Origin of the sequence: Pseudovibrio sp. W74, from assembly GCF_001623085.1 — a bacterium.
GTDB lineage: Bacteria > Pseudomonadota > Alphaproteobacteria > Rhizobiales > Stappiaceae > Pseudovibrio.
This window is the reverse complement of the sequence record NZ_LMCJ01000060.1, coordinates 195,401-215,476: the sequence shown is the minus strand read 5'-3', so window position 1 is coordinate 215,476 and position 20,076 is coordinate 195,401. Positions and strand designations below refer to the sequence as shown.

At 52.7% G+C, this 20,076-nt stretch carries 18 protein-coding genes; 12 read left to right on the top strand and 6 right to left on the bottom strand.

The window, feature by feature from the left end; all coding sequences use genetic code 11:
- Nucleotides 1–6 precede the first annotated feature (6 nt).
- On the bottom strand, nt 7–747 hold the full coding sequence (gene flgF, locus PsW74_RS26120; protein WP_057462620.1) for a flagellar basal-body rod protein FlgF: 741 nt from the start codon (nt 745–747) through the stop codon (nt 7–9).
- Nucleotides 748–1,026: 279 nt separating this feature from the next.
- On the opposite strand from flgF, the gene PsW74_RS26115 reads away from it, so the two are divergent.
- From PsW74_RS26115 to PsW74_RS26095, 5 genes are all read left to right on the top strand, one after another.
- On the top strand, nt 1,027–1,524 hold the full coding sequence (locus tag PsW74_RS26115; protein ID WP_057462619.1) for a flagellar basal body-associated FliL family protein: 498 nt from the start codon (nt 1,027–1,029) through the stop codon (nt 1,522–1,524).
- A gap of 11 nt (nt 1,525–1,535) precedes the next feature.
- Complete coding sequence (gene fliM / locus PsW74_RS26110; RefSeq protein WP_063289603.1) at nt 1,536–2,759, top strand: flagellar motor switch protein FliM; 1,224 nt, start codon at nt 1,536–1,538, stop codon at nt 2,757–2,759.
- Nucleotides 2,760–3,326 carry a DUF6468 domain-containing protein gene (locus tag PsW74_RS26105; RefSeq protein WP_063289602.1) on the top strand — a complete coding sequence of 189 codons (567 nt, stop codon included), beginning with the start codon at nt 2,760–2,762 and terminating at the stop codon, nt 3,324–3,326. It abuts the gene before it with no gap.
- Nucleotides 3,323–4,021: a FlaA gene (locus tag PsW74_RS26100; protein WP_063289601.1), complete on the top strand. Its 699-nt coding sequence runs from the start codon at nt 3,323–3,325 to the stop codon at nt 4,019–4,021. The genes PsW74_RS26105 and PsW74_RS26100 overlap by 4 nt, the downstream gene beginning before the upstream one ends.
- A gap of 105 nt (nt 4,022–4,126) precedes the next feature.
- On the top strand, nt 4,127–8,131 hold the full coding sequence (locus PsW74_RS26095; RefSeq protein WP_208988170.1) for a hypothetical protein: 4,005 nt from the start codon (nt 4,127–4,129) through the stop codon (nt 8,129–8,131).
- 83 nt (nt 8,132–8,214) lie between these two features.
- Here PsW74_RS26095 and fliP read toward each other — a convergent pair whose 3' ends face one another.
- Both fliP and PsW74_RS26085 read right to left on the bottom strand, forming a co-directional pair.
- Nucleotides 8,215–8,976, bottom strand: coding sequence for a flagellar type III secretion system pore protein FliP (gene fliP / locus PsW74_RS26090; RefSeq protein WP_082830714.1), 762 nt, complete (start codon nt 8,974–8,976; stop codon nt 8,215–8,217).
- Nucleotides 8,977–8,986: 10 nt separating this feature from the next.
- Nucleotides 8,987–10,453, bottom strand: a complete 1,467-nt coding sequence (locus PsW74_RS26085) for a flagellar biosynthetic protein FliO (RefSeq protein WP_063289600.1) — start codon at nt 10,451–10,453, stop codon at nt 8,987–8,989.
- A gap of 445 nt (nt 10,454–10,898) precedes the next feature.
- Here PsW74_RS26085 and flgB point away from each other — a divergent pair, with 445 nt between their 5' ends.
- From flgB to PsW74_RS26050, 7 genes are all read left to right on the top strand, one after another.
- Nucleotides 10,899–11,306 (top strand): flagellar basal body rod protein FlgB, encoded by a 408-nt coding sequence (gene flgB, locus PsW74_RS26080; RefSeq protein WP_082830713.1) that lies wholly within the window; start codon nt 10,899–10,901, stop codon nt 11,304–11,306.
- 54 nt (nt 11,307–11,360) lie between these two features.
- Entirely contained in the window at nt 11,361–11,771 is a 411-nt protein-coding gene (flgC, locus tag PsW74_RS26075) for a flagellar basal body rod protein FlgC (protein ID WP_108818255.1), read from the top strand.
- A gap of 35 nt (nt 11,772–11,806) precedes the next feature.
- Nucleotides 11,807–12,115, top strand: coding sequence for a flagellar hook-basal body complex protein FliE (locus PsW74_RS26070; RefSeq protein WP_208860463.1), 309 nt, complete (start codon nt 11,807–11,809; stop codon nt 12,113–12,115).
- 57 nt (nt 12,116–12,172) lie between these two features.
- Nucleotides 12,173–12,439 carry a flagellar biosynthesis protein FliQ gene (gene fliQ / locus PsW74_RS26065; RefSeq protein WP_057462613.1) on the top strand — a complete coding sequence of 89 codons (267 nt, stop codon included), beginning with the start codon at nt 12,173–12,175 and terminating at the stop codon, nt 12,437–12,439.
- 43 nt (nt 12,440–12,482) lie between these two features.
- Nucleotides 12,483–13,256, top strand: a complete 774-nt coding sequence (gene fliR / locus PsW74_RS26060; RefSeq protein ID WP_063289596.1) for a flagellar biosynthetic protein FliR — start codon at nt 12,483–12,485, stop codon at nt 13,254–13,256.
- A gap of 11 nt (nt 13,257–13,267) precedes the next feature.
- Complete coding sequence (gene flhB / locus PsW74_RS26055) at nt 13,268–14,344, top strand: flagellar biosynthesis protein FlhB (RefSeq protein WP_063289595.1); 1,077 nt, start codon at nt 13,268–13,270, stop codon at nt 14,342–14,344.
- 95 nt (nt 14,345–14,439) lie between these two features.
- Nucleotides 14,440–17,004: an ATP-binding protein gene (locus PsW74_RS26050; RefSeq protein WP_063289594.1), complete on the top strand. Its 2,565-nt coding sequence runs from the start codon at nt 14,440–14,442 to the stop codon at nt 17,002–17,004.
- Between the two features lie 176 nt (nt 17,005–17,180).
- On the opposite strand, the gene PsW74_RS26045 is transcribed toward PsW74_RS26050, so the two are convergent.
- The 3 genes from PsW74_RS26045 to PsW74_RS26035 all read right to left on the bottom strand — a co-directional run bounded on the left by PsW74_RS26045 (nt 17,181) and on the right by PsW74_RS26035 (nt 19,915).
- Complete coding sequence (locus PsW74_RS26045) at nt 17,181–17,651, bottom strand: hypothetical protein (RefSeq protein WP_063289699.1); 471 nt, start codon at nt 17,649–17,651, stop codon at nt 17,181–17,183.
- A gap of 393 nt (nt 17,652–18,044) precedes the next feature.
- Nucleotides 18,045–18,959, bottom strand: coding sequence for a pseudouridine-5'-phosphate glycosidase (locus PsW74_RS26040; protein ID WP_063289593.1), 915 nt, complete (start codon nt 18,957–18,959; stop codon nt 18,045–18,047).
- Nucleotides 18,960–18,991: 32 nt separating this feature from the next.
- Entirely contained in the window at nt 18,992–19,915 is a 924-nt protein-coding gene (locus tag PsW74_RS26035) for a PfkB family carbohydrate kinase (protein ID WP_063289592.1), read from the bottom strand.
- Between the last annotated feature and the right edge of the window lie 161 nt (nt 19,916–20,076).

Below are 20,076 nucleotides of genomic sequence, written 5' to 3'. Positions count from 1 at the left end.
TGTTCCTTAAGCTTCAACCGATCCAAGTTCGCGGATGGAGCGCTGACGAAGTTCGTTGCGCTGCGACATCATCTTGGACACGCTTTTGTATTGACGGGTGATTTCAATCATGCGGGAGATTTCCTGAATGCCTTCCACGTTGGAGCCTTCAAGGGCGCCCTGGACGACAGTCGGGTTATTTGCTGGGATTGGGTTCAAGCCGGAAAACAGGTTTGTGCCAACGTGCAAAAGCTCTTGGCGGTTGTCGAAGGTATAAACATCCAATCGGCCAAGTTGAGCCTGTGGGGTGGAGATCACGCCTTCTTTGGTGATGGTGATTTCACCATCTTCTGGATTGATTTGGATTGGAGCGCCGTCAGCGAGAACTGGCAGGCCTGCATCTGTTACGAGCGTGCCCTCAGGATCAATGGCAAGGCTGCCTGCGCGGGTGTAAAGCTGCTCACCGCCTGCGCCAGTCACAGCCAGATAGCCGTCACCTTCGATCGCGACGTCCAGCGGATTACCTGTCAGTTGGATCGAGCCCTGTGTCAGAACTGTTGCTGTCCCTACATCCTGCGTAAAGGACAAAGGGCGATCCGGGCGCTGAAATTCAGTCGCCTGTGCGGTTGGCATCAAGAACTCTTCAAAGATAAGCCTTTGAGCCTTGTAGCCAGTCGTATTGATGTTAGCCAGATTGTTGGCCACCACATCCAAGTTCCGACGAAGGGCACTTTGGCGTGATAAGCCGATCAGCTGTGCGTTTTCCATTTTATGCTCCCCAGCATTGCAACAGGTCTCCCCAGACCCGCAGCGCCAAGGTTCTTGCAGGAGTTGTGCCAGTTTGAAACTTTGGCTGAATTCTGCTGTTTTGACGGAGGGAAGCGCAAATTATCTGTTAAGTATTTGATAAAATATGCCTACTTTAATTTCCTAGTGGGCAAAAATTGCTTAGTAATGACGGTATTAACCATTCGGTAATCAGTGTTAACCAACTAGGTTGCATTAATAGTTACTAAACTTTTAATTGCGATTCACCGGGACGCAAAAATGGCAGATGCGGAACTGCAAAATACTGAGGATGACGGTAAGTCCGGCAAACGCAAGATCGTTATCGGAGCGATTGCTGGCGTCTTGCTGTTAACCCTTGGTGTGGGCGGTGCATATGTAATGGACTGGATCAATCTGGGCGACACAGCCACTGTCAAGCGGGCGGATGGTACTGTTGAGCAGATCCAAACCAAGCCTGTCGTTTTTTACGATCTGCCAGAAATGACGGTGAACCTTTCTACCCAAGGCCGCACGACCTACCTGAAAGTCCGCATCGCTCTTGAAGTTGAGAGCGACAGCATGGTTTCTCAGGTGGAGCCTTATCTTCCGCGCATTCTTGATGCTTTCCAGATTTATCTGCGTGAGTTGCGCCCTGCTGATCTGGAAGGATCTGCCGGACTGTTCCGCTTGAAGGAGCAACTTCTGCGCCGCATCAACTCTGCAATCTATCCAGCCAAGGTTGAAGGGGTTCTCTTTAAAGAGATCCTGATCCAGTAGGGGAGCGGCATATGTCAGATACCGATACTCTCCCTGAAAATATGGATGATGCCTGGGACACTGCTCTTTCTGAAGCTGAGGGCGGTGACAGCGATGAGGATCTTGCCGCGGCGTGGGGCGCTGCGCTTCAGGAGCAAGGCGTAGAAGGCGGTGAAGAGGCCGCAGCTCAATGGGCTGCGATGATCGACGACAGCGAACCAGATGTAGAGAGCGCGTCTCGTGGCGCTGACCGTATTCTGAATCAGGAAGAGATCGATAACCTGCTGGGCTTTACGCTGGATGGGTCTCTGGCTGGTGATGAAGGCGGTATTCGTGCGCTGATCAATTCGGCAATGGTGTCTTACGAGCGCCTGCCGATGCTGGAGATCGTGTTTGACCGTCTCGTACGTCTCACAACGACATCTCTGCGTAATTTCACATCGGACAATGTTGAAGTCTCCTTGGACTCCATGACCAATGTGCGTTTTGGTGATTATCTCAACTCCATTCCTCTGCCCGCGATCCTTGGCGTGTTCAAGGCCAAGGAATGGGATGGCTTTGGGCTTGTTACCGTTGAGAGCTCTCTGATCTATTCCATCATTGATGTGTTGCTTGGTGGTGGCCGTGGGTCTTCACCTACACGCGTTGAAGGGCGGCCATACACCACGATTGAGAGCAATCTGGTGCGCCGGATGATTGAGATTATCCTGCTGGATGCGGAACAGGCTTTTGGACCGTTGTCCCCTGTGAGCTTCCCGCTTGAGCGTTTGGAAACGAATCCACGCTTTGCTGCGATCTCCCGTCCTGCGAATGCTGCCATTATGGTTGAGCTGCGCATCGATATGGAAGATCGTGGCGGTAAAGTTGAGATTGTGCTGCCTTACGCGACCCTTGAACCAATCCGTGAACTGCTTCTGCAGATGTTCATGGGTGAGAAGTTCGGGCGTGATCCTATTTGGGAAGAGCACCTTGCCACTGAGGTTTATTCCTCAGAAGTGCAGGTTGATGCTGTCCTTTATGAAAACACCATCCCGCTCCAGCGGGTGTTGAATCTGGAAGTTGGTCAAACCTTGCTGTTTGATACCGGCCCGCGTGATCCTGTTCAGGTGAAATGCGGGGGAGTGGCTTTGACAGAGGGCCTTATGGGCCATGTTGATGACCGAATTTCCATCGAAATTTCAAAGAAGCTGAAGCAACCGAAAATGACGCTCGCCGCTTTTGAAAAGTCCCTGCAAAGCGAACTGGAGACAAACTAGATGTCCCTAGGTCTTATTATTGAATGCATCGTTGCGGTTCTTCTTGTGATTACCATTGGGTATTGCTGGACACTTAACCGTCGCCTAAGTCGTCTCCGCTCCGACGAAGAGTCCTTGCGCGCAACCATTTCTGAGCTGATTACAGCGACTGAAATTGCAGAGCGTGCGATCATGGGTCTCAAGTCCACCTGCGGAAATGCAGACCGTACTCTTGGTGTGCGTCTGGGTGAAGCTGAGGCGGTTTCCCGCAAACTGACTAATCAGTTGGGAGCCGGTGAAGATGTGCTGGACCGCATTGGCGGTGTTGCAGATCGTGCACTTGCTGATCGTGATACCCGTGTGGCCGCGCCAGCAGCTCCAATGTCCCGCACTTATGAAACCGCAGCGGAGGGACTTGCTGCCGGGATCATTGCGGAACAGGAAACGATGCATCCGGTTGAAACACGTAGCGCTCCAGCCCCTAAAGCTGCGACCCGCTCTGTGACCCGGGACATTCGTGAAGCTGCAAATGAATCAGCTGCGCGCCTTGAGCGCTTCCGTAGACAAGCGCAGGACCGCGTAGCATGAAACTAAGGCTCCTTCCGATTGTCGTATTTGCTGGTAGCGCCCTGCTGGTTTTGAAACTGCTTGGTTTGTTTCTAGGTGATACTTATCCAATTGGTGCTGTTCGGGTTGCTGATGCGCAGCAGTCGGAAGTGGCGAAGGCTGAGGAAGAAGCACCTGCTACTCCAAACGTTCTTCCCAATCCATCTGGCGCACGGAAGATCCAGGTCGCTCAAAATACAAGTGGTGTGAAAGAAAGTGGTGTTCCAACGAACTCCGTTTCAGAACTTGCCGTTCTCAATAGTCTTGGCAATCGCCGCGATGTGCTGAACCAGCGTGAAAGTGATCTGGAGCTTCGCGAGCAGGTTCTTGCAGCTGCTGAGGCACGTTTTAATAAGCGTTTTCAGGAACTTAAGGCGCTTGAAGCGAAGATTGATTCTGAAGTTGAGCGCAAGGAAAAGCAGGCTGCGGAAGAGATTCTGGATTTGGTGAAGATCTATGAAAGCATGAAGGCCAAGAATGCAGCACGAATCTTCAACCGTCTGGACCTGGACATCATGCTGAAGGTGGTGAAGGAGATGCAGCCGCGGAAGATGGCGGATGTGCTTTCTGAGATGGATCCGGAAATGGCAGAGCAGCTGACAATTGCACTGGCAGCAGGCGAGAGCCGCAATGTGAAGACGACTTCCACAATTCTTCCGAAGATTCAGGGGAATTAACTGAGCAAATTGGCGGTTTTTCGCTCTTGGCTCAGGGGTCTGTAAGCTTGCGTTAATAGCCAATTGTTACAGATACCTAATTAATTTTAGGAGTAAGAATCGGGCATGGGCGATTTTGGGGGCGACCTTAAAGATAAGCAGAAGCGTTCCGTTCTGCGCGCCACTTTACCTTTTGTGCCGCGCCGTGCATTGCATGGAGCACGCATTGTGAGGGTAAAGGGCAAGGCTTGGCTTGTCTCCTTCATGCTCGCCACAACTGCCTTAGGGGGCAATGTTTTAAGTGCCTGGGCCGAGCCAGCTTCTGCTGTTCTTGAGGTTGAAGACACCGGCAACTTTGCCCGCATGGTAATCACGTTCCCGGATCGCTCGTTGTTGCCACCCTATGAAGCTTCCATTTCCACCAGTGTCCTGCGCATCTCCTTTCCGGATGGCATTGCAGCGGATGTTGATGATGTGCCGGAAGCATTGATGGACTACATCTCCATTGCCCGTGCTGATCCTGATGGTGCTGCACTGCGTTTTGCATTGCGGCAGCCGGTTAACATCAACAGTATGGAAGCTGGTGAGAAGCTCTTTATCGATCTGCTTCCTGCCAATTACGAGGGCCGGCCTCCGTCCTTGCCTCAGGATGTGGTTGATGAGCTTGCCCGACGGGCTGCGGAGGCGCTTGAACGTATTCGTGTGCTGGAAGAAGCGAACGCGCTTGAAGATCAGGAGATCAAGGTCAAGCTGCGGATTGGGACGCATCCAACATTCACGCGCCTGATCTTCGATTGGAATGTGAAGGTTGGCAGTGCGTTTGAGCGCAACGGAAACAATATTCGTGTCAAGTTTGATCAGGCTGCTGATCTGGATCTGTCTCAGTTTAAAGCAAGTCTACCGGGTACTGTGCTGGATGTTGGCTCGCAAACCCGTGACAATGATCTGATCTTCAACATGATTGTTGATCCGAGTGTTGATGTGCGATCTTTTCAGGAGGGGAAGCAGCTTATTGTTGATGTCACGCCTGAAGACATCGGCCAGTTGGATCCTCGGGTTTCTGAAGTTCGCGATGAGCTTTTTGGCGATGGAGATGTGCCGCAAGGCGCTTCGAATGTCATAAACACGCTTGGTAATAAAGATGTGGCACCCGCTGCAATTGCACCTGCCGTGTCTGCTGCTGTTGATCAGGCTCGGGTTGCTGCTCCGGGCAGTCTGTTTCCGACGCCTCAACCTGTTCAGACCGCTCAAACCAGCGTGAATGATGGCCTTGATTTTCCGCAGATGCCGTTGCCAGTTGCGAAGCCGGAGTTGGAACGCATTGGTGATCCGGTTGACAGGCCTGCTCCAGCTGACATCCCTCTATCAAAGCCTTCGGAAGAAGACTTGCAGGCTGAGGTTGGCAAAGAGCCAGAGCCCGTTGAAGCTGTTGTTGTAAAGGCGCAACCTGTTCGCCGTGTGAAACCTGAGCCAGCGCCTGAAACTGATGTGGCACCTGTTGCTGAGGTCATTCCGGAAACCGATCTCATTGCCGAGGTTGTGAATGCAGGTGGGCAGACCTCGATACCAGTGACGCTTGCACCTGAGCAAGGTGCGGGCGCTGATGCTGTTCCGGCTGCTGCAGCTGTTGTTGCTGATGCAGACGAGGAGTTGCCGATTGCGCGTCGTGCTTCTGCTGAAACAATTATTCAGGAAGAGAACGACGCTGCAGCGCGTGTTGTTGGCGTTGAGACGTATCGCATTGGTGATACTGTTCGTCTGGTGTTTCCGTTTGAGAACGAGGTTGGTGCTGCTGTTTTCCGCCGTGATGAAAAAGTCTGGGCGGTGTTCGACAGTGAGGAGCATCTGGATGGGCGCGGTATTCCAGCCGTTTTGAGTGATCTTGCGCGCAAGGTGGAACTTGATGAAGTTGATGGCGCGCAGGTGCTGCGGTTTGACCTGAAGCGGACCACATTGATCTCTATCGAGTATCAGGATGACGCCTGGGCGATTACTTTGGGGCCGTCGATCTCGACAAAGACCGATCCGGTTGATGTTGAACGGAATGTACAGGGTGATGGCTCGAATGTTCTGCGTTTGCCGTTTGGTGCAAGTGGGCGGTTGCATGTGCTAACTGACAAAAGCGTCGGCGACCGGATTTATGTGGTCAGTGGTCCTGCGCCTGTTCGTGGTATTTTAAAATCGCACCGGTTCCCTCAGGTACAGATTCTGCGCAGTTCTCAGGGACTTGCGGTTGTTCCGAGTGCTGATGGTATTGATGTTGAGTTGTCGGGTGAAGATCTTGTGATCTCCAGACCTGACGGATTGAAGATTTCGAATCGTGGTCTTTCCAAAGGCACGACGATTGGCGCTCATGTTAAGGACCCGACACAACCGGGCCTGATTGAATTTGCGCAGCTGGACCAGCAAAAGCCTGAGGATTACATGCAAGGCCTTCGGGCGCATGAGGATGCGATTGCGAAGGCTGATCCGGAGCAGTTGAGCGGTCCACGTCTGGATATGGCGCGGTTTTTCCTCTCCAGTGGATTTGCGCAGGAAGCTATTGGCACCTTGCGCATCATGGAAGAGGACGATCCTCTCATCGAGAAAGATGCCACCTTCAACGTGATGATGGGCGCTGCGCAGATGTTGGCGTCGCGACCAGGTGAAGCGCTTGAGTATCTTGCAGCTCCTGAACTTGCCAGCAGTCCTGATGCTGCGGTGTGGCGGACCTTTGCGCATTCCTCTTTAGGGGACTGGCAGGGCGCTCATGCAAATCTTGGGCGTGGGTTGGCTGTTATGGCCAATTATCCGGTGATGTTGCAGGTGTATTTCAACCTTGCGGCTGCAAAAACGCATCTGGCTCTTGGGAACTATGGCCGGGCGCTGGGGGCTTTGTCGCAGATTGAGCCTTCTGATGTGAATGAAGAGCAGGCCATTCAGTATGACTTGTTGCGCGGGCGGATTGCCGATGCTTCTGGTCGCTCACAGGAAGCACTGGATGTGTATGATCTGGTGGTACGCTCCAGTGATGGGCCGGAGGCTGCAGAAGCCAAGTTCCTGAGTGTGAAGCTGCGGTATCGGGATGGTTTGATTGACGCGGATGAAGCTCTTTCCGAACTGGAGGGGCTTGCTGCGTCGTGGCGTGGTGATGAAACTGAGCTGAAGACACTGCGGCTGATGGCTCAGCTGCATGCGCAGGAAGGTAATTACCGCCGGGCCTTTGAGGCGATGTCTCAGGCTGTACAATCTGATGCAGGCGCGGAAATCACTTCGAACATTCAGCAGGAAATGGGATCTGTCTTTGCAACCCTGTTCCTTGAAGGCAGGGCACAAGCTCTGGAGCCTGTGAAGGCGCTTGCGCTGTTTTATGATTTCCGGGAGTTGGTGCCAGCTGGACGTCAAGGTGATGAAATGGCGCGGATGCTGGCCAGCCGTCTGATTGATATGGACCTGTTGGATCAGGCTGCTTCTGTTTTGCGGCATCAGATCGACAAGCGTCTGAAAGGTGCTGCGCGTGCACAGATCGCTGCTGATCTGGCTGTTGTTTATCTGCTGAACCGGAAGCCGGAAGAAGCGCTGCGGGTGCTTTCGCAAACGCGTCAGGGGCAATTGCCGGCTGCTTTGCAGCGCCAGCGAAACATTGTTGAGGCGCGTGCTTTGAGTGAGAGCGGGCGTCCTGATCTTGCTCTGGAGCTGGTGCGTAACATGTCTGGCTCTGACGTGGATCGTTTGCGGGCTGATACGCTTTGGTCGGCACGATCCTGGCGGAAGGCTGGTGAGCAGCTGGAACAGATGAACGGCAGTCGCTGGTCTGATGAAGTGCCGCTTGCTGACCATGAGCGTGTTGATGTCATCCGCGCGGCGATTGCCTATACACTGGCTGAGGATAGCTTAGGTCTTGAGCGGCTGCGGCAGAAATACTCGCAGAAAATGAGCGAGTCACCGCAGGCTGAAACATTTGAGATTGTGACGCGGCCTATTGATGACCGCGGCGTTGAGTTCCTGAATGTTGCCAAGTCGATTGGTGGCGGGGATAGTCTTGTATCCTTCCTTGAGGAGTACAGACGTCAATATCTCTCAGCAACGCCGATCATTCCGACTGAGGAAGCTTTCCTCTATCCCGAAGATACCAAAGAGGGAGCTGCTTAAGCAGCCTCTTCGTGAAGCAGTTTTAACACCGCATGACCTTTCATGCGGTGTTTTGTTTGATGTCTGACTGAACGGGGAAGAGGCTAACCGCCGAAACTTCGGACCAGGCTGCCTGCGATCAGTTGCCAGCCGTCTACGAGCACAAAGAAGATGAGCTTGAATGGTAGCGAGATCACGATTGGTGGCAGCATCATCATACCCATGGACATCAGGACTGATGCAATCACGAGGTCGATGATGAGGAACGGCAGGTAGAGCAGGAAGCCGATTTCAAAGGCGCGGCGCAACTCGCTGATCATGAAGGCTGGTACGAGAACGCGCAGGCTCAGCTCTTCAGGAGTTTCCGGGGCAGGGGCCTTTGCGAGTTCCTGGAAGAGCAGGAGATCAGTTTCGCGTACTTGTTGACGCATGAACTCGTGAAAGGGTTCGGATGCCCGATTGAATGCTTCTTGCGGGTCGATGGTGCCTTCAATCATGGGCTTTGCGCCCAGATCCCATGCAGTTTCAAAGGCTGGGGCCATGACGAAGGCTGTCAGGAACATGGCAAGGGATAGCATGACCGCGTTTGGTGGTGCAGTCTGAAGCCCGATTGCAGAGCGGAGCAGTGAAAGAACCACAACGATACGTGTGAAGCTTGTCACCATAATCAGGATGCTCGGCGCCAGTGAGAGCACTGTGAGCAGCATAACCAGCTGAACAGCGCGCTCTGTAACCGAGTTGCCTTCTCCGCCTCCAAAATCAATTGAAATGCTTTGAGCAGCAGCAGGGCCGAACCAGAAAAGCAAGAGAGCGAAACCCAAAAGCCCCAATCGGCCTTTGTTTTCGCTCAGCTTTGCTTTCACCATTCCTGCTAAATTATTTTGTGTTGGCCTCAATGTCATCTAGCAGGTCTGCCATTTCCTTTGCGATGCCATCTACAGCTTCGCTGGGATCATCTTTAGGTGATGTTTTCTCTGCTTTTTTAGGAGCAGTTTCGGAAGCTACCGGCTTTTCTGCCTTCTCTTCCTGCTTTACTGGTTTCTCAGCTTCAGGTGCCTTTTCCGGCTTAGCTGGCTTCTTGGCTTTTGCTTTGCTGGCGGCTTTTTCCTTTGCCTTGGCTGGCTCAGGCTTCTGCTCTGCAGCAGGGCTTGGCGCGGCCTCTGCTTTTTCAGCTGGAATAGCTGCTGGTGCTGCGTCAGCTTTTGTCTCTTCTTGCTTCAGCACAGGCTTTTCAGCGGCAGCTTCAGCTTTTGCGACAGGCTTTTCGGCAGCAGCCTCAGGTTTTGGCGTGTCTTTCTTTTCGCCCTGCACTTTGGCCGGTGTCTCAGTTACCCGAGGGCGCATGAAAGCACTTGCTGCGTTTGCTGCCGGACCGTTCAAAGGCGGTTTCATTGCCGCTTTTGGAATAGGCTTGGATGCTGCCGGTGCTTCTGGCTGTGGCGCTTCCGGTTTAGGTGCAGGCTTTTCTGCAGTTTTCTCTGGTACTGGCGCAATCGGCTCCGCCTGCTTCACGGCTGGGCTTGGCTGAGAGGGGCTGAGTGAGCGTGGTGAGGCCGGACGCGCTGGAGACGGGCGTGCTGTTATTGGGCGTGCCGCTACTTTTTGAACGCCGCGTGCGCCGCCGATGGTTGGCGTCTGCAAAGCGGCTGGTCTACCTGCTGGCGTCGCTGCTGATGCTGGTGCTGATGCTGGGGCAGCTGGTCTTACCGGGCGCGCAGATGCTATGTGCCCTGCTGCTGCAGCTTGTGGGATTGGCGCTGCCTGAGGCATAGTAGCAACTTTTTCTTTGATTGCTGCTGGCGCCGGGGCAGGTGCTGTTGCGAGAGGTTGTGCAGGTGCCTTTACTTCAGGCTGCTGCTTTGGAGCTGGGCGACTTGCAGGTGCAGGTTTTACCTCTGCCGTTACAGGCGCGGTGTCTTCACCCCAGTTCAGGCGTGCTGTTGGTTCTTCTGAAGAGGGCGTTTGTTCTGGTGTTGCCGGTGTGGTGCCGACTTGCCCATTGCCTGTAAACATCTGTCCGCGAGGCGGGGCCGAGACCGGCATGCCACGAATGATGCCTTGCTCAACAACAACGTCGTTGGCGCCCCCAATCATGATGAGGTGCTCAACATTGTCTCGGCGGACAAGCAGTAATCTGCGCCGCGCATCGATATCGGTCGCATCCATGATTGCAAGACGAGGTTGGCGACTTCGCGACCCCTTGTAACTGGTTCTTGCTAAGCGCTTCAAAAGCGGAATGCAGACCGCGATGAGAACCGCGATAATCAACATCGCCAGTACGACAGCAAGAAGCTGTGCGCTTCCCTGCGACATACCAGTGGTTTGGGCCAGCCAGTCAGGCATGAATGTTCCTCAACTCGTATTCAGCATTCAGCGGACTGCTCTTTTGATAAAACAGCCCGGAATTGGGGTACGAATCCCCGCATTAACTCATGCGCGCATTTGTAACCTATAGTTTATGTAGAATGAACAGTTCACAGGGATGAAGTTGGTGGCGTTACCCGAGTTTTTACGCGAAAATCACGAAATTGCACTTTTGGACGGGTGAATTTTGCTGGCTCGGCAAAATATTCCACTTCTCAGGCCACAATTCTTAATAGGTGCTAAAGCCCATGATTCTTTTCAGTGCTCTGATGCGCTCGGAATTTCGGTAGTGCTCTGCTTTTTAAGGATTCTTCGGTGCGTAAATATTAATAGAACCTTAATGTTAACTTTTTGTTAACCATTGCCTAGGCACTTTCTACCTAGTTTAATTTACCAAATCTGTTCTCATAGGTTGTGCTGTCAGATGGCCTTAACTGATCTTCCGATGTTTCAGGCGTTGCGCCAAAAGATGCAATGGCACCAACAACGTCAGGGTGTACTGGCTGAAAATGTTGCCAATGCAGATACGCCTGGTTACCGCAGCAAGGACCTGAAGGATCTGAGCTTTGGTGACATGGTCAAGGCCGAGGCTGGATCCAGTGCGTTGCGTCCTGTAGCGACAAATGCCGGGCACATTACAAGTGGCGGGATCAGCGCTGGTGTCGGGACGAAAGTAAGCAAGGCTTCCAGCTTTGAAAGAACTCCAGACGGCAACAGTGTGGTTCTTGAAGAGCAGATGATGAAGATCGCCGAGAACCAGATCGACTATCAGACAGCAACAAGCCTCTATACGCGCAGCCTTGGCATGTTCAAGACCGCGCTGAGACGATGAGTGAGAGCAGTTGCCTTGGTGTGATGAGCACTGAGGTTAATGTGGGAGAAACCCATGGATTTTATTAAGTCGATGTTTATTGCGGCGTCCGGGCTGAAGGCTCAGACAGGTCGCATGCGGGTGATCGCAGAGAACATTGCCAACGCTGATTCCACCGGCCAGACACCGGGTGAGGATCCGTATCGCCGCAAGGTTCCCACATTCACAAACAGTTTTGACAGTAAGGTGGAAGCTGAGCTGGTGAAGCTTGGCAAGGTGCGTGAAGACCAGAGCGAGTTCAAGCTTCGGTATGAACCGGACCACCCGGCTGCGAATGACAAAGGCTACGTGAAGATGCCGAATGTGAGCACGCTGGTTGAGATGGCGGATATGCAGGAAGCGACCCGCTCTTATGAAGCGAACCTGAATGTAGTGAAGTCTTCACGTTCCATGATGCAGAAAACACTCGATATTCTTAGAGGTTGATGACCGGTTGGTTGACACCGGAAGGAGATACAATCATGTCTAATGCTTCTATTGCTGCAAGTGCTTATGCAAACACAGCAAAACTGAGCAATCCACTTGAAGCTGCCAGTGAGAGCGGTGACAAAAGCGGTGCTTTTGGCAATATGGTGCAGTCTGCGATCAGCGAGATCAACGAGGGCGGTCAGGTTGCTGACGTGCAGTCCCTTAACCTGTTGCAGGGCAAAGCCAATGTGGTGGATGTGGTGACAGCGGTTGCCGAGACTGAGCTTGCTCTGGAGACCGTTGTTTCGGTTCGTGACCGCGTTATTTCTGCGTATGAAGAAATTATGCGGATGCCAATCTAACAGCCTGGCTATATGTGTCAGTGCCAAGGTGATGAGTGAGAGGGTGGTTAAAGCAGGATGAGCGGAGCAGAAGTGCTGGATATTGCCAGCGAGGGCATATGGACGCTTATTCTGGTGTCGTCTCCTGTGATGCTTATCGGGCTTCTGGTTGGTGTGATTGTAGCGCTGTTTCAGGCGCTGACACAAATTCAGGAACAGACGCTGGTGTTTGTTCCTAAGATCCTGAGTATCTTTATTGCGTTGCTCGTGACACTTCCTTTCATGGGGGAGTTGATGAATTCTTTTACAAACCGCATTGCCGGGTTGATTATCTCCGGATATTGAACGACATACAGCGCAGGGCGGCGCGCATTCTGGGGGCAAATTTGTGACGGTCAATCTGGATTTTCTACCGGTGATCGTTATGGGTTTCCTGCTGATGTTTGCGCGCATCGGCACAATGTTTATGCTCGTGCCTGCCTTTGGCGAATCCTTCATTCCAGTCCGTGTCCGCCTGACCATCGCGCTTTTGATGACCTACGTGCTGGCGCCCATCAATGCTGATCTTTATCCGCCAGATGCCATGAGCAGTCTGCCGCGCCTGCTGGGTTTGCTGGGTGGGGAGCTTTTGGTTGGATTCTTCATCGGTCTGTCGATGAAGCTGATTTCCTACGCCCTTTCTACTGCTGGTACGATCATGGCCAACCAATCCGGCCTTGCCTTTGCGATGGGCGGCGATGCGACGAACTCTGGTCAACAGGGCGCGTTGATGGGCAACTTCCTGAACGTGCTTGGCATCTGCATGGTGTTTGTGACCAACCTGCATTACGTGATGATTGCGGCCATGCAGGACAGTTTCACGCTGTTTCCTCCCGGTAATCCGTTGCCGGTTGGGGACCTCTCAGCGCAGGCAATCGCGACGGTGTCGCACATGTTCTCTGTCGCACTTCGCATGGGTGCGCCGTTCATTGTTGTCGGGATCGTGTTTTACTTCAGTCTGGGCCTGCTGAATAAGCTGATGCCACAGATGCAAATCTTCTTCATCGCCATGCCGGTCAATATTCTGATCGGGTTTGGTATCTTCCTATTGCTGCTTTCAACGCTGATGGGTTTTTACCTGACGGAGTTCCGAAATGCGCTTCAGCCGTTCCTGCTGAATTAACGAGGGATGTGATGGCTGAAGATACCGACGATTCGGAGAAAACCGAGGACCCCACCCAAAAACGGCTCGATGATGCATTCGAGAAAGGGGACATACCGAAATCGCAGGAAGTGAGTGCCTGGTTCTCGTTGTTGGGGACCGCTTTGGTGATTTCTTTCCTCGCGCCTGCGATGGTTGGGGGCATTTCTACCATTTTAAAGGGCTTTTTTGCCCACGCAGACACGATTGCTGTTGATCCGGGTGCTCTTGTTTTCCTTTTAGAAATAACTGGGCCTGAAATACTTGGTGTGGTGGCACTGCCGTTGCTCACACTTCTGGTGCTCGCCGTTGTTGGCAATGTGGTTCAACACAAACCACTTTGGACAGCTGAACGGTTGAAGCCGAAGTTGAACAAGATCTCGCCGCTTTCAGGAATGAAGAGGTTGTTCTCTAAAGACAGCCTTGCGAACTTTCTGAAAGGGCTCGTGAAGATCATTGCGGTTGCTGTGGTTGTCTTTCTGGTGCTGTGGCCGGAAAGAGACCGTCTGGATACAGTGGTGTTCAGAGAAACGGGCCTTGTGCTGGAGGAGGTCCGCGAACTTGCTATTATGGTGATTGGAGCAATTCTTGCGCTTATGACTGTTGTTGCCGGAGCCGACTTGGTGTGGCAACGGAAAAAATGGTTCGAAAAGCAAAAGATGACCCAGCAGGAAGTGAAAGAGGAATACAAGCAATCTGAGGGTGATCCCAAGATTAAAGCCAAAATTCGAGAGTTGCGCCTTCAGCGTTCACGCAACAGAATGATGGCAAGTGTGCCGGATGCGACGGTTGTTATTACAAACCCGACCCACTACGCGGTTGCCCTGAGTTATGAAGAGGGCATGGGAGCACCGCAATGTGTTGCGCTTGGGATGGATGAACTGGCGCTCCGCATACGAGAGGTTGCGAAGGAATCTGATGTGCCGATCGTGGAGAACCCACCGCTGGCACGTGCGTTGTATGCAACGATAGAATTGAATGATTATGTGCCTGAGGAGCACTACGCCGCGGTTGCGAAGGTGATTGGTTATGTCATGCAGCTGCGTAAAAAGAAGAGCTGGCGGTCTTAACGGCACATGCGTGCCGGAGTGTCGGCTTTGGAGCGGACTATTCTCATGGCGCGATGGAGTCAAATCGTCTGCGGGGCAGCCGTAGAGAGGGTAAGATGACGAAGACCGAAGCGCGGCGACCTGAGCCGGTGATAGACAGGACAGACAAGGGAGGCAGCCTTGGGGCCTTGATGCTGCTTGCATTAGGCCTTGTTGCAGCGACAGCCGCCTTCGCGTTGATGCGCAAGGAACAGGCGGAGCCCTATATTTTGGGGCTCCTGGGTGTTCTGGCCGTTGTCGGGGTGTTCTCTCTCTTCGCCATGGCCATTGGCCTTTTACGGTTCATCTCCAAAACCCATCGCAATCCGCTTGCTGAATCCTTCATGAACTCGCTTGATGATGGTGTTCTGCTGGCTGATCATAATGGCCGTATCATCTACGCCAACCAGTCCTATGCTGAGTTGACGGGGGCGCGTGGACCTGCGGATGTGCGCACGGTGGAGCGGGTGTTTTCGTCAGACCCGGATGCTGCTGATGCCATATTCCGGCTGTCGCAAGCGGTGCGGAGCGGACGATATGCAACAGAAGAAGTGCGCCTGCCGAATGCGGTTGGTGAGGTTGCCAGCGGCGCGCGTTGGTATCGTATCAGCGTTCGACCGCTGGATCAGGATGCAGCGGTTGGTGTTGAAAGCGGCATTACCATCTGGCAGGTCTCTGATATCACCCGTGACCGTACCGAACAGGAAAACTCCTTCCAGGAGCTGCAGAGAGTTATCAACTTCCTTGACCATGCGCCCTGCGGGTTCTTCTCCTCTGACAGCACCGGCAAGCTGGTCTACCTGAATGCGACACTTGCTGATTGGCTTGGCTATGATCTGACCCAATTCATCTCCGGCGAACTGTCTTTGAAAGACATCGTGCGCGGAGAAGGGGCAGCTCTTGTTGAGGCGCTGCAAGGTTCTGAAGGGGAAGTCAAAACCGAGAGTTTCGATATTGATCTGGTGACCCGCAGTGGCACCGGGCTGCCTGTGCGCCTTGTACACCGTGTGCCGTTTGGAGCTGATGGGCTTGCTGGCGACAGCCGTACGCTTGTGATCAATCGCTCTGCGGGCAATGATGATGAAGAGGCGCTGCGGGCTGCAGAAGTGCGCTTCTCACGCTTCTTCAACAACACACCTGTCGCGATTGCCTCTATCGACAAGAACGGTCTTGTGGAACGCACCAATGGCCCGTTCATGCGCTTGTTCGAGCAAGGTGAAGGCCTTGGCAAGGATGTGAAACTCACCGAGTTTGTCGTTGAAACTGACCGCGTTGCTCTGCAAAGCGCGCTGGAGGAAGCTGCGCTGGGCAAGAGCGAGATTGCACCGCTTGACGTCTCACTCAAAGGCAATGGCGATCCACGCTCCGCAACCTTCTACGTTTCTGCAGTGCAGGACAGTCAGGCCGGTGAAGATGCTGCGGTGATCTATGTTCTGGAAACCACACAGCAGCGCGCTCTTGAAGCGCAGTTTGCGCAGAGCCAGAAGATGCAGGCGATCGGTCAGCTGGCGGGTGGTGTTGCTCATGATTTCAATAACGTTCTGACCGCGATTATCGGGTTCTCTGATCTGTTGCTGGCAAGTCACCGGCCTACAGATCCGGCATTCCAGGACATCATGAACATCAAGCAGAATGCGAACAGGGCAGCAGGTCTAGTGCGTCAGCTGCTCGCGTTCTCCCGCCGTCAGACCTTGCGTCCGCAAGAGCTGGCACTTGCGGATGTGCTTGCTGATGTTTCCATTTTGCTGGACCGTCTGCTTGGTGAGAAGATTGAGCTGAAGTTGGTACATGGCCGGGAGCTGTGGCCAGTGATGGCGGATGTGAACCAGCTTGAGCAGGTGATTGTCAACCTTGCTGTGAACGCCCGTGATGCGATGGAAGGTGGAGGCGAAGTCTCCATCCGCACGCTTAATGTGGAAGAGGCTGTTTCCAAAACCTATGAGAACACGCGCGGTATGCCACCAGGTGAGTATGTTCTGATCGAGGTTGCTGATAATGGCCATGGTATGTCTCAGGACGTGATGGACAAGATCTTTGAGCCGTTCTTCTCGACCAAAGATGTTGGTAAAGGAACGGGTCTTGGGCTTTCCACTGTTTATGGCATTGTGAAGCAGACTGGTGGCTATGTGTTCTGCACCAGTGAAGTTAGTGTGGGTACCACGTTCCGCATCTTCCTGCCGCGTCACATCTCCACTGAGAAGGAAGAGGTGGTTGAGGTTAAGCCGGAACAGGAAGTAACAGAGGCTGACCTGACTGGTTCTGCAACCATTCTTCTTGTTGAGGACGAAGAGGCTGTACGGGCCTTCGCCGCACGTGCATTAGGTGGCCGCGGCTATGAGGTTTATGAAGCAGGTTCCGGCACTGAAGCATTGGAAGTGATGGAAGAAACAGGCGGGGCGATTGACCTTGTGGTTTCTGACGTGGTGATGCCAGAAATGGATGGGCCAAGCCTGCTTATTGAGCTGCGCAAGACGCGTCCTGACCTGAAGATCATCTTTATCTCTGGCTATGCTGAGGATGCGTTTGAGAAGAACTTGCCTGCTGAGGAAAGTTTCACCTTCTTGCCGAAGCCGTTCACACTCAAGCAGCTTGCAACAACCGTGAAAGAAACTCTGGAAGCCAAGACGCAAGAACGCGCCTAAAGCAGTTCGCATTTAAGTTGAAACACCTGAACTGCTTTAGCCTTTGTTTTTGCGTATCTTTATCCGAAAGCCGGTTTCCACTTTTCGGAGATACGCTGTAGTTTCTTACTCTTTAATGCAAAAGGCCGGAGAGCTGTGAAGCTTTCCGGCCTTTTGATATCTGATTTTGCTGCTCGTCAGACGCAGCCGGAAGAGTTTTCCGCGTTGGATTTCAAGCGCTGCAAATTTTGCATAGAGGCAGAGTTTGCGGGAACTTGGAAAGCGCGTTCTTCTGGCGTGTAGATGTTGTTGACTAAAGCAATGTCCTGAACAACATTTGTAGAACACTGTGCGCCAGAGAAGCGAACACGAATGCGATAGGCACGTTCACCAGCATCAGATGGGCCGAACTCGTTATCGAACACAGGACTGTCACCGCGCAGGTAGCTCTCCATAACCACCATGTTTGGTTCATTCTGCTGCACGATGGTGCCGCGTGCGCTTGCGCTATCGACCAGTGTTTTGCGAACAGTTTCAGGAGACGCGTTGATCTGAATGGTTTGAGAATCTGCGTCCGCGCGAATAGTTGGCTGACCACTGCGATTGGATGGGCCGCTTTGGCAAGCCGCGAGAGCTGCAGTTAATCCGATAAAAATGAGTTTCTTCATAGCGTAAATCCTGCGGGTGACAAAAACAGAAGCAGCTGCCGCCAACCGCGCAATTCTGTTTGGCGTGATTTCAATGGAGCCACCCATTAAATGGGATCGGCCTTTCTCGCATATGCCCGCCTGATGGCGTTTTGATGAGCACTATATGACCACAAGATGCAGATGCGCCAATAGAAACACAGAGATGTAAAATTCTATAGCTTTAGAACACCTAAAATAATCGGGACCGAAAAACAACGGAATCTTTCGATCAAAGAGATGTGAAAGTCTCTGCATGATTTGAGTTGACTACACGTGTCGGGGTGCTTTTGAAAAATGGTGCTGATCGTACATAAAAAATCCGGATTGGAAGGGCCAACCCGGATTTACATTATTTCTTGGGTTAAAAGTTGCTTACGCAGTCAAACCACAAGCGATTTTAGTAGCAAGCTTTGCGTTGTTTTTAACAAGCGCAATGTTGGTTGCGAGGCTGCGGCCCTTAGTGCGCTCGAAAATGTCTTGCAGCACGAATGGGGTGACTTCCTTGCCGGTGATGTTTTGCTCTTCTGCTGCCTGAATGGAGGCATCGATGAACACCTGCATTTCGTCAGATGGGATTTCATCTTCAACAGGTACCGGGTTGGTGACGAGCATGCCGCCGTGGTCGCCAAATGTTTCGCGGAACTTGATGAGCTTGGAGATCTCTGAAGCATCGTCCAGGCTGTAAGGCGCTTTGATCTTTGAATCGCGGGACCAGAAAGCAGGCACGTTTTTACAGTTGAAACCAATGACCGGAACGCCGCGTGTTTCCAGAACTTCCAGTGTCTTTGGAATGTCGAGCAGCGCTTTTGCACCTGCGGAAACAACACAGACTGGAGTGCGGGACAACTCATCCAGGTCAGCTGAGATATCGAAGCTGGTTTCTGCGCCTTTATGGACACCGCCGATGCCGCCGGTTGCGAACACGCGGATGCCAGCTGCGTGTGCTGCCATCATGGTTGCGGCTACGGTTGTGGAGCCGTTTTTACCCAGCGCCATAGCGAAGGAAAGGTCTGCGCGGGAGCACTTCATGACGTCTTTAGCGTTTGCCAGTTCTTCCAGAGTGCTGTCTTCCAGACCCACATGCAGCTCGCCGTTCAACACAGCGATTGTCGCAGGGACTGCGCCACCGTCACGGATGATCTGTTCTACTTCGCGGGCAGTTTCAACGTTTTGCGGGTACGGCATGCCATGGGTAATGATGGTGGACTCCAGCGCAACAATAGGGGCGCCACTGCTCAGAGCATCTGCAACTTCTTTTGAATGATGGATTTTAATTGAACTTCCCATGGTTTTCCCAGTCTTTCGTATGTTGTTGGTGCTTAGGCATGTTCTAATAAACGAGCTTTAAGCGATTGGGGTGAAAGCGTTTCTGGCGCAGCGCCGGTCGCTTCCACTGTAATTGATGCAGAGGCAAGACCGCTTTTTACTGCTGAAACCGGGGCTTCATTGAGGCAACTTGCATAAAGAAAGCCTGCAATGAAGGCATCACCGGCACCGGTGACATCTACGGGAACAACAGAAAATGGAGTGTGCGAGCTTGTGCTGCCTGCACAGTGAAGAGCCAGTGGCTTGTTGGAATTGCTGACCAGAACAATTGGAATGCCCGCAGTTGCCAGCTTTCGAGCTAGTTCTTCTGCTGAGAATTCTCCTGGTTTGCACTCCAAAAAAGCTGTGGCTTCATCTGTGTTGGTAAAAAGAATGTCGATTTTTGAGAGGAGGGGACGCAGTTTTGGCGCTTTCGCAATTGAGACGGTGTCTGCTGCGAGAAGGCGATGCTCCTTGGCATTGGCAAGTGAGAGAAGCGTTGCTTCTTCCAGATTGGTTTCACAGAGCCAGATATCGCAGTCCAGCAGAGCCTGCGGGATTGGATTTGCGTCTGAGAAACTTACCTTTGCTGTGATCTCACTGTCCGAAATAGCGGAGAACAATGTGCCATCCGGATTGTGAAGCGCCAGATAGGATCCTGTTCGACCGTCTGCGACAGTGGTGATACTGGAGGTATCAATCCCGCAGTCTGTCAGACTTTTTGCGAGGAATGCTCCGTCTGCATCGTCCCCCAGACATCCATGCATTGTTGGTTGCATGCCCAGCCGGGCCATTGCGCGTGCAATGTTTGCTCCAACACCTCCAGCACGGGACATAATTTTCCCGGGTGTTGAGGTGTCCGGCTTGAATGGTCGATCTGCATGGGCAATCCTGTCCAGATGGATTGCTCCGATTACTCCGACCTTTTTAGTGGACATAACCAATTCTCCTCCCGACATCGAAAGACAGTTGATATGCAATGTGGTTGGCCAAAGCAAGCTACGAGCAAATACAGACTGTGGGTGATGTATCAAAAGTGCATTTTGCTGTTTGATTCCAGATACGTTCCCCCAAACAGGTGTCGGGAAAAGTTATCTAC

Coding starts and splice junctions, on each gene's coding strand:
- PsW74_RS26100 (WP_063289601.1), top strand. CDS start 3,323: ATGAAACTAAGGCTCCTTCCGATTGTCGTATTTGCTGGTAGCGCCCTG.
- flgB (WP_082830713.1), top strand. CDS start 10,899: ATGGCCTTAACTGATCTTCCGATGTTTCAGGCGTTGCGCCAAAAGATG.
- flgC (WP_108818255.1), top strand. CDS start 11,361: ATGGATTTTATTAAGTCGATGTTTATTGCGGCGTCCGGGCTGAAGGCT.
- PsW74_RS26040 (WP_063289593.1), bottom strand. CDS start 18,959: ATGGGAAGTTCAATTAAAATCCATCATTCAAAAGAAGTTGCAGATGCT.
- PsW74_RS26085 (WP_063289600.1), bottom strand. CDS start 10,453: ATGCCTGACTGGCTGGCCCAAACCACTGGTATGTCGCAGGGAAGCGCA.
- PsW74_RS26050 (WP_063289594.1), top strand. CDS start 14,440: ATGACGAAGACCGAAGCGCGGCGACCTGAGCCGGTGATAGACAGGACA.
- PsW74_RS26105 (WP_063289602.1), top strand. CDS start 2,760: ATGTCCCTAGGTCTTATTATTGAATGCATCGTTGCGGTTCTTCTTGTG.
- flhB (WP_063289595.1), top strand. CDS start 13,268: ATGGCTGAAGATACCGACGATTCGGAGAAAACCGAGGACCCCACCCAA.
- PsW74_RS26115 (WP_057462619.1), top strand. CDS start 1,027: ATGGCAGATGCGGAACTGCAAAATACTGAGGATGACGGTAAGTCCGGC.
- PsW74_RS26045 (WP_063289699.1), bottom strand. CDS start 17,651: ATGAAGAAACTCATTTTTATCGGATTAACTGCAGCTCTCGCGGCTTGC.
- flgF (WP_057462620.1), bottom strand. CDS start 747: ATGGAAAACGCACAGCTGATCGGCTTATCACGCCAAAGTGCCCTTCGT.
- PsW74_RS26035 (WP_063289592.1), bottom strand. CDS start 19,915: ATGTCCACTAAAAAGGTCGGAGTAATCGGAGCAATCCATCTGGACAGG.
- fliP (WP_082830714.1), bottom strand. CDS start 8,976: ATGGTGAAAGCAAAGCTGAGCGAAAACAAAGGCCGATTGGGGCTTTTG.
- fliQ (WP_057462613.1), top strand. CDS start 12,173: ATGAGCGGAGCAGAAGTGCTGGATATTGCCAGCGAGGGCATATGGACG.
- PsW74_RS26095 (WP_208988170.1), top strand. CDS start 4,127: ATGGGCGATTTTGGGGGCGACCTTAAAGATAAGCAGAAGCGTTCCGTT.
- PsW74_RS26070 (WP_208860463.1), top strand. CDS start 11,807: ATGTCTAATGCTTCTATTGCTGCAAGTGCTTATGCAAACACAGCAAAA.
- fliM (WP_063289603.1), top strand. CDS start 1,536: ATGTCAGATACCGATACTCTCCCTGAAAATATGGATGATGCCTGGGAC.